The organism is Actinokineospora cianjurensis, assembly GCF_003663795.1.
Lineage (GTDB): Bacteria > Actinomycetota > Actinomycetes > Mycobacteriales > Pseudonocardiaceae > Actinokineospora > Actinokineospora terrae.
Window position 1 is genome coordinate 151,630 of sequence record NZ_RCDD01000005.1, and the last position, 14,114, is coordinate 165,743.

Sequence of the window (14,114 nt, forward strand, 5' to 3'; positions counted from 1 at the left end):
CCAGGAGTCGCCAGATGTTCAAGCGGATGCTTTCGGCCTTCGGCGTTGGGGGGCCCTCGGTGGACACCGTGCTGGACTCGCCGCACGTCGGACCGGGCGGCACGCTCACCGGTCGGGTTCGCGTCAAGGGCGGCAGCGCGGACGTCGAGATCGGGCAGGCCGTGCTCGCGCTGCAGGGGCGCGTCGAGGTCGAGCACCACGGCGGTGAGGCGGCGGGCACCGGCGAGCTGCTGCGCTTCGTCGTCGCCGAGCGGCTGCGGGTCTCGGCCAACCAGGACCTGGACGTGCCGTTCCAGCTGCCGGTGCCGTGGGAGGCGCCGATCACCGCGGTCGGCGGCAGCCCGCTGCCCGGGATGAACCTGGGCCTGCGCACCGACCTGGTCATCGCGGGCGCCCCGGACAAGGGCGACCTCGACCCGGTCGTGATCCACCCGCTGCCCTCCCAGGACCGCGTGCTCGACGCGTTCGGCGCGCTCGGGTTCCGCTTCGCCAAGGCCGACCTCGAGGTCGGGCGGCTGCACGGCGTGCCGCAGCAACTGCCGGTGTACCAGGAGATCGAGTTCTACGCGCCGCCGCAGTTCTCGGGCCGGATCAGCCAGGTAGAGCTGACTTTCGTGGCTACGCCGCACGAGCTGCACATCATCCTGGAGGCCGACCGCCGCGGTGGCGTTTTCGGTGGCGGTGGGGATGCCTTCGGCCGGTTCGCGGTGCCGCACCAGGAGGCGGAGAACACCGACTGGGCGCCGGTCATCGGCCAGTGGCTGGAGCAGGTCTCCCAGCGCTCCGCTGGCAACGCGGCCTTCGGCGGCGGCCACCAGCAGCCCTACGGCCAGCCCGGGTACGGCCAGCAGGGCTATGGCCAGCCCGCCTACGGCCAGCCCGGTTACGGTCACCAGGGTTATGGCCACCAAGACCACCACGGCCACCGCCGCGGCCCCGGCATGGGCGCCGTGGTCGGCGGCGCCGCCGCAGGCATCGTCGGCGGCATGATCCTCGGCGACATGCTCGACGGCGGCCTCATCGACGGCGACGGCGGCGAGGACTTCGCAGGCGAGGAATGACCAGGAAAGCGGCCCACCGCCCCCTCGGCGGGCCGCTTTCCCTCACTCCAACACCACCCCGAACCCCCACCGCGACCCGCGCCTGCCTCAGCAGCGCCCACCAACGTCCACGATGGACAGACCGCCAGCGCAGCAACGCCACCCCGCCCACCCAGGCACTGCGAATCACCCACCCCAGGCGTTGGCCCCAACATGCCCCCGAACAACGTTGGCCATCCACGCGCCCCCAAACATCGTTGGCCCCCACGCGCTCCTCGGATCCGCTGGTGCCAGGCCGGCTCGATGGGGCGGACTTGTTTTGTGTGGGGGAGCAGTGCCCGTAGCGTCGTTCACGCGGCAGGGCCTGCTTTTGGGCCCCTGCTTTGTGGTTCTGCCACGGGTGCTGTCGGGGCCCCGCGCAAAATAAGTTCGCCGCATCGAGCTCTTCGCTTTCTCGCGCCCAGGCCAATGCCGCAGGCGAGGCGTTCACCGTCGACGCCGCAGGCGAGCACGAGAGCCGGACAACCCCCAGCTCATGATCAAACCGCGCAAAGCAGCCCCCGATACACAGCCTACCGGCAGGCACCGACAGTACAGGCACAGCGAGCGGGACCCTTGTGGACAACCAGCTCCCATACCGAGCACCCGGCAACCCGCTTATTGCCGCCAAGCGGCTGTGTAGCGCTCTTCCCGTGCCCGGTCCCGATCCGCCGTACGCGCCCTCCGGGCCTGTGCGGCCGCGCCGTGCGGGTAGCCGTACCTGGTCATGCGGTACTCGGTGCTTTCGATGGCGTAAGAGAGCATGAAGTACACGCCCACCACGAGGCCCAAACCGCCGCAGGCCAGGGCTAGGCCGGGGGAGGCGTCCAGGCCGAGCAGTAGGCCCAGGGTGATCACCGTGGTCAGGGGGACCATTCGCAGGAGGGTGCGGAGGGTGAACCACGCCAGCCAGGACGGTCGGGCGGCGTCGGCCAGCACCCAGTCGCGGTAGTGGGACGGCAGGCGGCCGCCGAGGAGGTACCAGCAGCGGTGGACGAGACCGGGCTTGGTCATGTGGCTTCTCCTGCCGCCTCGATGACGCGGGTGAGGGACTCGTGCAGCAGTCGCAGGTCGTCGACGCGCACGCCGAGGCGTTCGATGACCGCGGCCGGGATGGCCAGTGCCTGCTCGCGCAGGGCCTGGCCGGTCGGGGTGAGGCGGACGGCGAGTTGGCGTTCGTCGGTGACCGCGCGGTCGCGGCGCAGGTAGCCGATCGCCTCCAGGCGCTTGAGCAGCGGCGACAGCGTGCCGGGGTCGAGCGCGAGCATGCCGCTGAGCTCCTTGACCGACAGCGGGGTGCGGCCCCACAGCGCCAGCATCACCAGGTACTGCGGGTGCGTCAGCCCCATCGGCTCAAGGAGTGGCCGGTACAGGCCGATGACGCTGCGGGAGGCGATGGCCAGCGCGAAGCAGACCTGCCGCTCCAGGGCCAGGGGGTCGTCCTCATGGTTGCTTTGTGCGCTAATCATTAGGGCACCATGTTAACCGATCCGGGCCGTCACCGGTACTGAGAGCCCGCGCACGGCAAAAGAGCGGGGCGGTCCACAGTGGACCGCCCCGCTCCGACCCGCGGAAGATCAGATCTTGCCGAGCACCGACTCGATCTGGTCGAGCACGCGCAGCGCGTCGCCGTAGTCGAGGATGTTGAACTCGCCGTCGTACACCTTGCCCGCCTTGACCGCGGTGATGGAGGTGAACAGCGGGTTGGCCTTGAGCTTGTCGCCCGCGCCCGGCGCGGTGACCGGCGGGCCGAGGTCGTCGAAGAGCAGCACGGTGGCGCCGTTGAGCTGGTTGAGCTGCTCGATGGAGTACTGCGCGACGTTGCCGTCGGCGACCTTGGTGGTGGCCTCGTCGAAGGCGATGCCGAGGTCGGCCAGCGCGGTGGACGGGCCGCCGACCTTGTCGTAGAGGTACCAGCCGGACCCGTCGTAGGTGCCGAGCGTGGCCCACTTGCCCGCCGCGATCTTGTCCTTGTGCTTGTCCTTGATCTCGGTGACCCGGCCCTGGTACTTCTTCTCCAGCTCGTCGACCGCGCTCGCCTTGCCGATCGCCTCGGCGACCGCCTTGACCTGCGGCTTCCAGCCCGGCTGGTCACCGGCGGCCGGGATCAGCACGGTCGGGTAGCGGTCCTTGAGCTTCTCGTACTCCGGCTCCTGGTAGTCCGCCGCCAGGATCAGGTCCGGGTCGAGCTCGGCGATCTTGTCGAAGTTCAGCTCGCCGGTGTCGGTGCCGATGATCGTCAGCTGCGTGAACGGCTCGCCGTCCTTGGCCGCGGTCAGGTCGATCGCGCCTGCCAGGTTCGCCTTGAGGTCGAGCAGGATGTACGGGATCTGGAAGTCGATGGCGACGATCTTCTTCGGGTCGCCGGGAACCTCGACCGGCCCCTTGGGGGTCTGCACCGTGCGCTTGGCCGGAGCCGCCGCGGTGCTGGACTGCCCGCCCGCGCCGGGTGACTGCTCGGCTGATCCGCACGCGGCCAGTGCCAGCAGGACCGCCGAACCCAGGGCGATCAGGCGCGAGTGGGCTTTCGCTCTCATGTGGCTACTCCAAGTGAACTCTTGCCTCGCCCGAACGGGCGGCCATGACGCGGAGATTAGGTGAGGCTATCCTACGTTGACAACGCGTCTGCCGTCACAAGAGGGAGTCCGGCCACATGACCGCATACCGCGCGACGGTCCGCAGCACCGTCGCGATCACCCCGCTCATGCGGCGGGTGACCCTGGGCGGGGACGCGTTGCGCGACTACGAGGGCAGTGGACTGCCGGATGAGTCGTGCCGGATCGCCTTCCCCGGTGACCTCACCCGAAATTACACGATCCGGCGCAGGAAACCGACCAGTTCCGAGCTCGACATCGACTTCGTCCTGCACGACGGCGGGATCGCGTCCGACTGGGCCGCCACCGTCTCCCCGGGCGCGGAGATCACGATCAGCGGTGCCCCGGCGGGCAAGTACCACCCGGCAGCCGAGGTCCCGTGGCGACTGCTGGTCGGCGACGCGACCGCGCTGCCCGCGATCGGCCGTGCGGTGGAAGAACTCCCGGCAGGCGCGGTCGTGCACGTCGTGGCGATCGTGGACAACCCGGACGAGCGGCAGACCTTCGACACCAGCGGTGACGTGACCATCGAATGGGTGTACGCCCGTTCGAGCGAAGCGGGCGAAGCCTTGCGCCGCGCCGTCTGCGACCGCGAACTGCCCGAGGGTCCCGGGTACCTCTGGGTCGCGGGCGAGGCCGCCGCCACCCGCGACGTCCGCCGCCACCTGCGCCACACCCTCGGGCTGCCCGCCGACCGCTACGACACCATCGGCTACTGGCGCTTCGACGCCGAGCGGTGGGAACAGCGCTACCAGCAGGTTTCCGCCGTCATCGATCCCAAGCTGGCCGCGGCCGACGCGATCGCCGACGACGAGCAGTACTTCGACGCTGTGGACGACATCTACGCGGAGGTCGGACTGTGAACCGCTTGCACGCCGAGGAGCTGACCCTCGCCTACGACAACCGTGTAGTAGCAAGCGATCTGGGAGTCGCCATCCCGGACGATTCCTTCACGGTCATCGTCGGCCCTAACGCCTGCGGTAAGTCCACCCTCCTCAAGGCGTTCGCGCGGGTGCTGAAGCCGAGCAAGGGCGCGGTCTACTTGGACGGTGAGGTCATCGCCTCCTACCGCTCCAAGGAAGTCGCGCGCAGGCTGGGCCTTTTGCCGCAAACCTCGATCGCACCCAGTGGAATCACAGTCGGCGATTTGGTCGCACGCGGCCGTTATCCCCATCAGGGCCTCTTGCGCCAGTGGTCTGCGGACGACGAAGCGGTGGTGACGGAGGTGATGGAGCGCACGGGCGTCGCGGACCTCTCCGGCCGCATGGTCGACGAGCTCTCCGGTGGACAGCGGCAGCGGGTCTGGCTCGCCATGGTCCTCGCCCAACGCACGTCGCTGCTGCTGCTCGACGAGCCCACCACGTTCCTGGACATCGCCCACCAGGTCGAGGTGCTCGACCTGTGCGCGGAGCTGCACGAGCGCGACGGGTACACGCTGGTCGCGGTGCTGCACGACCTCAACCAGGCATGCCGCTACGCCACCCACATGATCGCGCTGAGCCCCGGTGGCGTCGTCGCCGCGCAGGGCCACCCGTCCGAGATCATCACCGCCGAGCTGGTCGGGGACGTGTTCGGCCTGCGCTGCCGCGTGGTCGACGACCCGGAGACCGGCACCCCGATGGTCGTGCCGCTGGCCAGGGCGCGCCAGTCGGTGTCCACCTAGGACCCGCTCGCGGGTTGTTCGGCGCGCGACGATGGCCACACCGGCTTGACCGACCCCTGCCGGAAAAAGGTAAGTTAGGCTAACCTAAATGACGCGGGTGATCACATCACCTGATGATCGTCCGCGTGGTCCGCGTCATCGCCGCCGCAAGGGGTCCGCCATGGCACACCGCGCCTCAGTCGTCCCGGCACCGTTACCCCGGGGGGCCTCCTGATGCCCAGCACCAGCACAGCCGACAGCGCCACCGCGTCGGGTGGTGATCAGGGGAAGGCCCCTGGTCGGTTCACCGGCAAGACCGCCCTGGTCACCGGGGCGGGCCAGGGCATCGGCGCCGCCGTCGTCGCCGCGCTGGCCGCCGAGGGCGCCGCCGTCGCCGCTGTCGACCTCGACCGGGTCCGGGTCGACGCCACCGCCACCGAGCACCGCGCGGCGGGCGCCCACGTCCGCGCCTACCCCGTCGACGTCTCCCACGGCGACGCCGTCGAGCGGGTCGTCGACCAGGTCGAGGGCGACCTGGGCCCGATCGACGTCCTGGTCAACGTCGCGGGCGTCCTGCGGGCGGGCGCGGTGGTCAAGTCGACCGACGAGGACTGGCTGAGCACCTTCGCGGTCAACTCCGACGGCGTGTTCTTCGCCTCCCGCGCGGTAGCCCGCCGGATGGTCCCCCGTTCGTCCGGCGTGATCATCACCGTCGGTTCCAACGCCGCTGGCGTGCCCAGGATGGAGATGGCCGCCTACGCAGCCTCCAAGGCCGCCGCCACCATGTTCACCCGCTGCCTCGGTCTGGAACTGGCCCAGCACGGCATCCGCTGCAACGTGGTCTCCCCCGGCTCGACCGATACCGCCATGCAGCGCGCGCTGTGGACCGGCGACGGCGCCCGCCGGGTGATCGAGGGCACCCCGGAGAGCTTCCGGGTCGGCATCCCGCTCGGCCGCATCGCCGACCCGGCCGACATCGCCGACGCCGTGCTGTTCCTGGCATCGGACCAGGCGCGGCACATCACCATGCAGAACCTCTACGTCGACGGCGGCGCGACCCTGGTCGGCTGAGGTGTCCACTCCGGACACCAGCGGAGTTGGCGATGAACGAGTGGACACCGATCAGAACGGAGCAGTCTGTGCCTGCCCTGGGAACCCTCCCCGTCGAGGCCCGACCCGAGGACCTGCCCGCCGCCTACCGGCCGGGCGCGTTCCTGTTCACCTCACCGGCGGGCGTGCTGCTGGCTGAAGGGGAGCGCGCCGTGCTCACCTCCCCGGTCGAGGCGGCAGGCGCGCTCGGTGCCGACGAGATCGTCGTCGGCGCGATCCCGTTCGACCCGGCCGCGCCCAGTCGGCTGGTGATCCCCGAGGTGGTGCGCCGCTCCGGTCCGCTGCCCGCCGCCGCGCGGCAGGCGCCCGGGGTGTCCGCCCACTGGCTGGCCCAGCACACCGACGCCGACGCCTACCGCACCGGGGTGCGGCGCGCGCTGGAGCTGATGGAGTCCGGCGCGCTGAGCAAGGTCGTGCTCGCCCGCAGGCTCGACCTGGTGGCCGCCGAACCGGTCGACGTGCTCGACCTGGTCCGCGCGCTGGCCGCCCGCGACCCGCGCGGGCACACCTTCGCCGCCGACCTCGGCGACCGCACCCTGCTGGGCACCAGCCCGGAGCTGCTGATCCGCCGCACGGGCAGCGTCGTCTCGTCCAACCCGCTGGCCGGGTCCCGCCCGCGCGCGGAGGACCCGGTGCTCGACGGCCGCAACGCCACCGCGCTGCTGTCCTCGGCCAAGGACCGCCGCGAACACGCCGTCGTGGTCACCGCCGTGGCCGACGCGCTCGCCCCGTACTGCAAGCAGCTGACCGTGCCCAGCGAGCCGGAGCTGCTGCCGACCAGGTCCATGTGGCACCTGTCCACGCAGGTCACCGGCGTGCTGGCCGATCCGGACACGCCTGTGCTCGAGCTGGCGACCGCCCTGCACCCGACGCCCGCGGTCTGCGGCACGCCCACGGCCGCCGCGCGCCGGGTGATCGGCGAGCTCGAACCGTTCGACCGCGGCTTCTACACCGGCGTGGTGGGCTGGTCGGACGCGCGCGGCGACGGCGAGTGGGTCGTCACCATCCGCTGCGGCGAGGTGCGCGGGGCGACCCTGCGGCTGTTCGCGGGCGCGGGCCTGGTGCTCGGGTCCGACCCGGAGGCCGAACTGGCCGAGACCGGCGCGAAGCTGCGGACCCTGCTCGGCGCGCTCGGCGTGGAGGAGTCGGCGTGAGCGACTGGGTGCCCTACCCGGAGGACCTCGCCGCCCGGTACCGCGAGCGCGGCTACTGGACGGGGGAGACCTTCGGTGCGTTCCTGGCCGATCGGGCCGCCAAGTTCGCCGACCAGGTCGCGGTTGTCGACGACCGGCAGCGGTGGACGTACCGGGAGCTCGACGAGCGGGCAACGCGGATGGCGCACGGGTTCATGGCGCGGGGGATCTCGCCCGGCGACCGGGTCGTGGTGCAGCTGCCGAACGTCGCCGAGTTCTTCTCCGTCGTCTTTGGACTGTTCCGCGCCGGCGCTGTTCCGGTGTTCGCGTTGCCGCCGCACCGGTTCAGTGAGATCTCGTACTTCTGCTCGCACACCGAGGCCGTGGCGTACGTCGTCGCGGACCGGTTCGGCGGGTTCGACTACCGGACGTTGGCCGAGCAGGTCGGTGTGCGGCAGGTGTTCGTGCTCGGCGATCCAGGCCGGCACACCGCACTCGCTGACGTGCCAGTCGATCCAGCTGGCGAACTGCCCACTGTGGACTCTGGAGCCTTGGCTTTCCTCCAGCTGTCCGGTGGTAGCACGGGCGTGCCGAAGCTGATCCCGCGCATCCACGACGATTACCTCTACAGCGTCAGGGAAAGCGCCGACATCTGCGGTCTCGGGCCGTCCTCGGTGTACCTGGTCGCGCTGCCGGTCGCGCACAACTTCCCGATGAGCTCGCCGGGTGTGCTCGGCGCGCTGCACGCCGGGTCGCGGATCGTGCTCGCGTCGGCGCCGAGCCCGGATGTCGCGTTCGGACTGATCCAGCGGGAACGGGTGACGATCACCGGGGTCGTGCCGCCGGTCGCCCTGCTGTGGCTGACCGCCGCGGCCACCCGACCCGAGGACCTGTCCAGCCTGGAGGTGCTGCAGGTCGGCGGGGCCAAGTTCGCCGAGGAGGCCGCGCGGCGGGTCGGGCCGGAGCTGGGGTGCGCGCTGCAGCAGGTGTTCGGCATGGCCGAGGGCTTGGTCAACTACACCCGCCTCGACGACCCGGACGACCTGGTGGCCATCTCCCAGGGGCGCCCGATCTCCCCGGACGACGAACTGCTCGTGGTCGACGAGGACGACCGGCCGGTCGAGCCGGGCGAGGTGGGGCACCTGCTCACCCGCGGGCCGTACACGATCCGCGGCTACTACCGGGCCGAGGACCACAACCGGGTCGCGTTCACCGACGGCTACTACCGCACCGGCGACCTCGTGCGGCTGCTGCCCTCCGGCCACCTGGTCGTCGAGGGCCGGGCCAAGGACCAGATCAACCGCGGTGGCGAGAAGGTCGCCGCAGAAGAGGTGGAGAACCACTTGATCGCGCACCCCGCGGTGCACGACGCGGCCCTCGTCGCGGTGCCCGACGCGTTCCTCGGCGAGCGGACCTGCGCGTTCGTCGTCGCCGCCGCCGAGATCACCGGCCCCCAACTGCGCGCCTTCCTGCGCGAGCGCGGCCTGGCCGCCTACAAGATCCCCGACCGGGTCGAGTTCGTCGACGAGTTCCCGCACACCGGCGTCGGCAAGACCAGCCGCCGCGACCTGCGGGCCCTGCTCGCCGCCAGGGAGGTCTGACCATGGGACTGCCCGCCATCGCGCCGTACCCGATGCCGACCGAGCCGGAACTGCCCAAGAACCGGGTCGAGTGGACGCCCGACCCGGACCGCGCCGTGCTGCTGGTGCACGACATGCAGAACCACTTCTTGCGCGCGTTCCCGTCGGGGGCGCAGCCGATGCTCGACCTGGTCGCGAACCTGCGGGAGCTGCGCGAGGTGTGCAGGCGGCTGGGGGTGCCGGTCGTGTTCTCGGCGCAGCCCGGTGGCCAGACCGCCCAGCAGCGCGGCCTGCAGCTGGACATGTGGGGCCGCGGCATCGGCACCGACCCGGCCGACGAGCAGATCATCGCCGACCTGCGCCCGGGCGGCAGCGACCAGCTGATGACCAAGTGGCGCTACAACGCCTTCCACCGCACCGAGCTGACCGCGCTCATGGGCGACCGCGACCAGCTCATCGTCACCGGGGTCTACGCCCACATCGGCTGCCTGATGACCGCGACCGACGCCTTCATGCGCGACATCCAGACCTTCCTGGTCGCCGACGCGGTCGCCGACTTCTCCGCCGAGGACCACGCCATGGCCCTGCGCTACGCCGCCACCCGCTGCGCCACCACGATGACGACGTCCCGACTCATCACCCACCTCACCCAGGGCAGGCCATGACCCCCGACGACATCCGCACCCAGGTAGCCGCCCTCCTCGAAGTCCCCCCCACCACCATCGCCGACGACGACAACCTCCTCGACCACGGCCTCGACTCCATCCGCGTCATGACCCTCCTCGAGTCCTGGCGCACCACCGGCACCGCCCTGTCCTTCGCCGACCTCGCCGAAACCCCCACCATCGCGGCCTGGTCCACCCTGGTCCGGTAGCTCTGGGTGATCACGTCACCCAGCGAACTCGATGGCCAATCCGCCGGGTATCCGCAGTCGAACAAAGGCCCGCCGGTGACCGTCCGCACCCTCGCTTCGACCAGGCCGAGCTGCGGCAAGTCGGACAGGTCGCCGGAGCAACGCCCGGACCGTGTCGTAGTGGATGGGGCGGGTGCTGAGGTGCGAGCCGATGTGGTCGACGCGCTGCATGGGTATGAGACGTACAAGGCTCTGCACGGTGCTGTGTTGCAGGTCGAGCTGACGGCGCAGCAGCGGGAATGGGTCGGGGCGCACTGGGCCGCGCACCGCTGACCGCCACTCGATCGGGTGGCCCGTCCGGTGGTGGCGGGCCGGGCGCGGCAATGTCCTGAGTGGACCAGTGGTGTGGCTCAGGAGGATCAGATGCGTGCGTTGGTGCTGGCGGTCGGGATGCTGGTGTTGAGCCCTGCGGTGGCGGCGGCCGAGGCGGCGGAGGGGGAGGTGTGGGTGCGGTCGGTGGCGACCGACCAGTGCCTCACCCGGCCGGAGGTGCCGGGGGTGGTGTTCGGCGACGCGTGCGCGCCGCTGGACCGGCAGGCGTGGCAGTTGACGGAGCACGAGGACCGGAGCGTGGCGATCACGGCCGCCGGGACGGACCTGTGCCTGGCGCACATCGACCTGGACGTCGTCACCAAGGCGTGCGACGAACTGGACGAGCCGCAAGCCTGGACCCTGCAGGAACAGGACGGCGGCTACTGGGTCAAGGCCGCCAAGGACGACGCGGGCGTGCCGTGGTGCCTGTGGCACGCGGACGAGGGCCAGTACGTGGGACTGCAACCGTGCGACGGGGCGGTCGCGGGGGAGCGCTGGCAACTCCCCGTGTTCGGCGGCTGACTTCTGCTTGGCCGGGGCGTCGACGCGGTCGGCGTCCCGGTTTCGGGCGCGCTTGGACAGAGGTCGCGGCCCAGGGTGTTGACGCGGTCGAGGTCCTGGATTCGGGTGCGCTGCTTGGGGAGGCTGCGCTGGGGGCGTTGATGTGCTTGGGGGCATGGGCTGCTGCGTCGGGAAGGGCTTGCGGCGCCGGGAAGGTTCACCAAGTCGCCCACCTGCTCCACGCGGCAGGCGTCCAAGACGCCGAGGGTGGCTGGGCCTGCGAAACCTGACTGACGGGGACCGGATTCTTCACCCGGTTCAGCGACAGAAGTTATCCACATCTGGATCTTGCAGGCCCCTGTTCCAAGATCGCCTGTCGGGGGGTACCGATAGACTGGCACTGGGACGCCCCCCGGAGAGGGTGGGGGCTGGGGCAGGACTGGCGTGCGCGCGCGAAGCGGGTGTTTCGAGTGGTTGTCTCTACTACTACGGCACCACAATGGACCCACTGACCCTGGGAGTCGGCCATCTCACCGTAGCCGTGCTCGACGAGCTGCCCCAGGACATCGCGACCACCAACGACGAAGGAAGAGTCCTCAAAGGAATCCCCTTCACCGAGCAGGCCATCGCCGAGCTCGAACCCAGGCTGTCCCTGGGAACCCTGCACCTCCTCCGGCGTGCCCACCGGGACCGCGAACGCCTGCCAGCCCCAGGTCCACAATAGACCTAGGGCTGGCAGGAGCTCATACGGCGGAGAAGTGCGACGCGTCCCCTGTGCGCACGGCGCTCGGGGTCCCGTCGATGCTGACCGGGACGTCCCCGGCCAGGGTGATGCGGTGCAGGCGGCGGGCCTGGTCGTCGTAGTCGGCGATGGCGTAGTGCTGGGTGGCGCGGTTGTCCCAGATGGCGACGTCGCCGTCCTGCCAGTGCCAGCGGACGGTGTTCTCCAGGCGGGTCACCCTGGCCTGCAGGAGCTGGAACAGCGTCTGCGACTCGACCGAGGTCACACCGATGAGCCGCTTGACGAAGTGGCCCAGCAGCAGCGAGCGCTCGCCGGTCTCCGGGTGCACGCGGACCACCGGGTGCTCGGTCTCGTACAGGTCCGACTGGAACTCCGAGCGGTACTGCTCGGTCTTGACGTCCACGCCACCGATGCGCAGCTCGTCGATGTTGGCCGCGTAGTCGTAAGCGTTGGTGTGCACGGCCCACAGACCGTCCACAAGCGTCTTCAGTGACAGCGGCAGCGACTCGTACGCGGCGACGGTGTTGGCCCACACCGTGTTCCCGCCGTACGGCGGCAGGTGCACCGCGCGCAGGATGCTCACCGACGGGATCCGGTCGACGAACGTCACGTCGGTGTGCCAGCTGTTGGCCTTGCCGTACTCCGAGTCGATCGGCAGCACGTTCGGGTTCTTCACCCCGCGCACGGTCGGGTGCGCCAGGGTCACCTCGCCGAGCAACGAGCCGAACGCCAGCTGCCCCTCGTCGTCGAGGTGGTCTTGCCCGCGGAAGAAGATGACCTTGTTGGCCAGCAGCGCGGCGCGGACCGCGGCGACCGACGCCTCGGACAGGTCACCGCCGAGCCGCACGCCGTCGACGCGCGCGCCGATGTTCGAACCGAGCTTGACGACCGACACCCCGGTCTGCACGGACTGGCTCACGGTAGGGGTTCCTTTCTGCTGCGGATGCCGCGACCGCGGCGAGAGGCGGGCTGCCCCGCACCCCGAACCTACGAACGGCACCGCCGCGCCAACAAGCTTCCGGAAAGCACTGAAATTAACCGGGCACCACCGGTTCCATATCCCGGACGCCGTTGACATCCCCTGTGGACAAACGGATTCTTCCCTGGTGCGCCGCTGTCGTTGACCACTTCCGCCTGCCCGCCACCGCCTGCCGGGCCGGTTCGTCTCCGCCTGAGTTCTTTACCCGCGCGAACAAAAGCGGGTCGCCCCCGCCTGCCCAGCCCACCCGCGACCCCACCTGCCCTACCCACCCGCCTGAGGGGGAACCCACCCGTGCCCGATTCCCCGCGCCGACCCAGCGTGCGCGCGGCCAACGCTGCCGCGGTGTTGGCCGTGATCCGCCGCGAGGGCCCGCTCTCCCGCGCCGCCATCGGCGAGCACACCGGGTTGAGCATGCCCACGGTCAGCAGGCAGGTCGGGGTGCTCATCGAGCTGGGCCTGCTGCGCGAGTTCCCCGAATTGGTGCCGGTCGGCGCGATCGGCCGCCCCAGGGTGCCCATCCACCTCGACGACACCACCTTCGCCGCCTGCGGGGTGCACATCGGCGTGAGCACCACCACCTACGGGCTGGCTGACCTGCGTGGCACCCTGCTCGACTCCGAGGAGATCCCTACGCCGCAGGGCAGCGCCGAGGACGCCCTCGCGCACATCGCGGGCAAGGTCCGCGCGTTCCTGCGCCGCCGGCCGCGCCGCCGGGTGGTCGGCATCGGCCTGGCCAGCGGTGGCCTGGTGGACACCGAGCGCGGGGTGCTCGACCACGACCGCCTCGGCTGGCACCGGGTGCCCGCCGCCGACCTGCTGCGCCGCGCCACCGGTTACCCCGTGCACCTGGACGGTCACGTCACCGCCATGGCCAACGCCGAGCTGCTCTTCGGCTGGGGGCCGCGGGTGTCGAGCCTGCTGTACTTCTACGCCCGCGAGGTCGTCGGCATCGCGCTGTCGGTCGACGGCGTGCTGCACCGCGGCCCCGGCGGGGGCGGCAGCATCGCCCACCTGCCCATCGGCGGCGACACCCGCTGCCCATGCGGGGCCACCGGCTGCCTGGAGGCCACCGTCGCCGACCGCACCGTCGCCGACCGGGCGGTGGCCGCCGGCGTCGTCCCCGAGCCGGACATCCGGCTCGTGCGCGCCACCGCCACCGCGGGCGACCCCACCGCCAACGCCCTGCTCGCCGACCGCGCCGCCGCACTCGGCCGGGCCGTCGGCCTGCTGCGCGACGCCCTCAACCCCGACCGCGTCGTCCTCGGCGGCCAGGCCATCACCGACCCGGCCGAGCGGCTGCCCGATCTGCTCAGGGCCTTCGCCACCACCACGACCCTGCCGGGCACCGACATCGTGTCGGTCACCAGGTTCGGCCCCACGCTCCAGGCCACCGCCGCCTGTACGGGCCTGCTGAACCGCCTGTTCGACCACCCGCTCGACCTGCTCGACCAGGCCCCCGCCGCCGACCGGTCCCCGGTCGGCGCCCCCTGACCCCGACCCCGGACCGCCAGAAAGGCCCCACCCCG

The 14,114-nt window shown here is 71.0% G+C and carries 16 protein-coding genes; 12 read left to right on the forward strand and 4 right to left on the reverse strand.

What is annotated here, in order from left to right; translation table 11 throughout:
• Positions 1–14 precede the first annotated feature (14 nt).
• Complete coding sequence (locus tag CLV68_RS26030) at positions 15–1,061, forward strand: sporulation protein (protein ID WP_121393530.1); 1,047 nt, start codon at positions 15–17, stop codon at positions 1,059–1,061.
• A gap of 636 nt (positions 1,062–1,697) precedes the next feature.
• Here the strand turns inward: CLV68_RS26030 and CLV68_RS26035 are convergent.
• The 3 genes from CLV68_RS26035 to CLV68_RS26045 form a co-directional block, all read right to left on the reverse strand.
• Entirely contained in the window at positions 1,698–2,093 is a 396-nt protein-coding gene (locus CLV68_RS26035; protein ID WP_121393531.1) for a DUF5313 family protein, read from the reverse strand.
• A complete protein-coding gene (locus CLV68_RS26040) occupies positions 2,090–2,548 on the reverse strand; it encodes a MarR family winged helix-turn-helix transcriptional regulator (RefSeq protein ID WP_121393532.1) in 459 nt (152 codons plus the stop codon). Before CLV68_RS26040 ends, CLV68_RS26035 begins: the two co-directional genes overlap by 4 nt.
• Positions 2,549–2,656: 108 nt before the next feature.
• On the reverse strand, positions 2,657–3,616 hold the full coding sequence (locus CLV68_RS26045) for an ABC transporter substrate-binding protein (RefSeq protein WP_121393533.1): 960 nt from the start codon (positions 3,614–3,616) through the stop codon (positions 2,657–2,659).
• Between the two features lie 116 nt (positions 3,617–3,732).
• On the opposite strand from CLV68_RS26045, the gene CLV68_RS26050 reads away from it, so the two are divergent.
• The 10 genes from CLV68_RS26050 to CLV68_RS26090 all read left to right on the forward strand — a co-directional run bounded on the left by CLV68_RS26050 (position 3,733) and on the right by CLV68_RS26090 (position 11,588).
• Positions 3,733–4,536, forward strand: coding sequence for a siderophore-interacting protein (locus CLV68_RS26050; protein WP_121393534.1), 804 nt, complete (start codon positions 3,733–3,735; stop codon positions 4,534–4,536).
• Positions 4,533–5,336 (forward strand): ABC transporter ATP-binding protein, encoded by an 804-nt coding sequence (locus CLV68_RS26055; protein WP_121393535.1) that lies wholly within the window; start codon positions 4,533–4,535, stop codon positions 5,334–5,336. Before CLV68_RS26050 ends, CLV68_RS26055 begins: the two co-directional genes overlap by 4 nt.
• A gap of 213 nt (positions 5,337–5,549) precedes the next feature.
• On the forward strand, positions 5,550–6,386 hold the full coding sequence (locus CLV68_RS26060; protein WP_121393536.1) for a 2,3-dihydro-2,3-dihydroxybenzoate dehydrogenase: 837 nt from the start codon (positions 5,550–5,552) through the stop codon (positions 6,384–6,386).
• A gap of 68 nt (positions 6,387–6,454) precedes the next feature.
• Positions 6,455–7,579 carry an isochorismate synthase gene (locus CLV68_RS26065; protein WP_246010113.1) on the forward strand — a complete coding sequence of 375 codons (1,125 nt, stop codon included), beginning with the start codon at positions 6,455–6,457 and terminating at the stop codon, positions 7,577–7,579.
• Complete coding sequence (locus CLV68_RS26070) at positions 7,576–9,159, forward strand: (2,3-dihydroxybenzoyl)adenylate synthase (protein ID WP_121393538.1); 1,584 nt, start codon at positions 7,576–7,578, stop codon at positions 9,157–9,159. Before CLV68_RS26065 ends, CLV68_RS26070 begins: the two co-directional genes overlap by 4 nt.
• Before the next feature lie 2 nt (positions 9,160–9,161).
• Positions 9,162–9,803: an isochorismatase family protein gene (locus CLV68_RS26075; RefSeq protein ID WP_121393539.1), complete on the forward strand. Its 642-nt coding sequence runs from the start codon at positions 9,162–9,164 to the stop codon at positions 9,801–9,803.
• Entirely contained in the window at positions 9,800–10,012 is a 213-nt protein-coding gene (locus CLV68_RS26080; RefSeq protein ID WP_121393540.1) for a phosphopantetheine-binding protein, read from the forward strand. Before CLV68_RS26075 ends, CLV68_RS26080 begins: the two co-directional genes overlap by 4 nt.
• A gap of 75 nt (positions 10,013–10,087) precedes the next feature.
• Complete coding sequence (locus CLV68_RS33515; RefSeq protein ID WP_147460172.1) at positions 10,088–10,324, forward strand: hypothetical protein; 237 nt, start codon at positions 10,088–10,090, stop codon at positions 10,322–10,324.
• Between the two features lie 90 nt (positions 10,325–10,414).
• Positions 10,415–10,885, forward strand: a complete 471-nt coding sequence (locus CLV68_RS26085) for an RICIN domain-containing protein (protein ID WP_121393541.1) — start codon at positions 10,415–10,417, stop codon at positions 10,883–10,885.
• A gap of 478 nt (positions 10,886–11,363) precedes the next feature.
• Positions 11,364–11,588, forward strand: coding sequence for a hypothetical protein (locus CLV68_RS26090; RefSeq protein ID WP_121393542.1), 225 nt, complete (start codon positions 11,364–11,366; stop codon positions 11,586–11,588).
• A 19-nt stretch (positions 11,589–11,607) separates the two neighbouring features.
• Here the strand turns inward: CLV68_RS26090 and CLV68_RS26095 are convergent, their stop codons facing one another.
• Positions 11,608–12,525: a TauD/TfdA dioxygenase family protein gene (locus CLV68_RS26095; RefSeq protein WP_281274696.1), complete on the reverse strand. Its 918-nt coding sequence runs from the start codon at positions 12,523–12,525 to the stop codon at positions 11,608–11,610.
• A 354-nt stretch (positions 12,526–12,879) separates the two neighbouring features.
• Here CLV68_RS26095 and CLV68_RS26100 point away from each other — a divergent pair, with 354 nt between their 5' ends.
• Complete coding sequence (locus CLV68_RS26100; protein ID WP_121393544.1) at positions 12,880–14,079, forward strand: ROK family transcriptional regulator; 1,200 nt, start codon at positions 12,880–12,882, stop codon at positions 14,077–14,079.
• Positions 14,080–14,114: the final 35 nt, after the last annotated feature.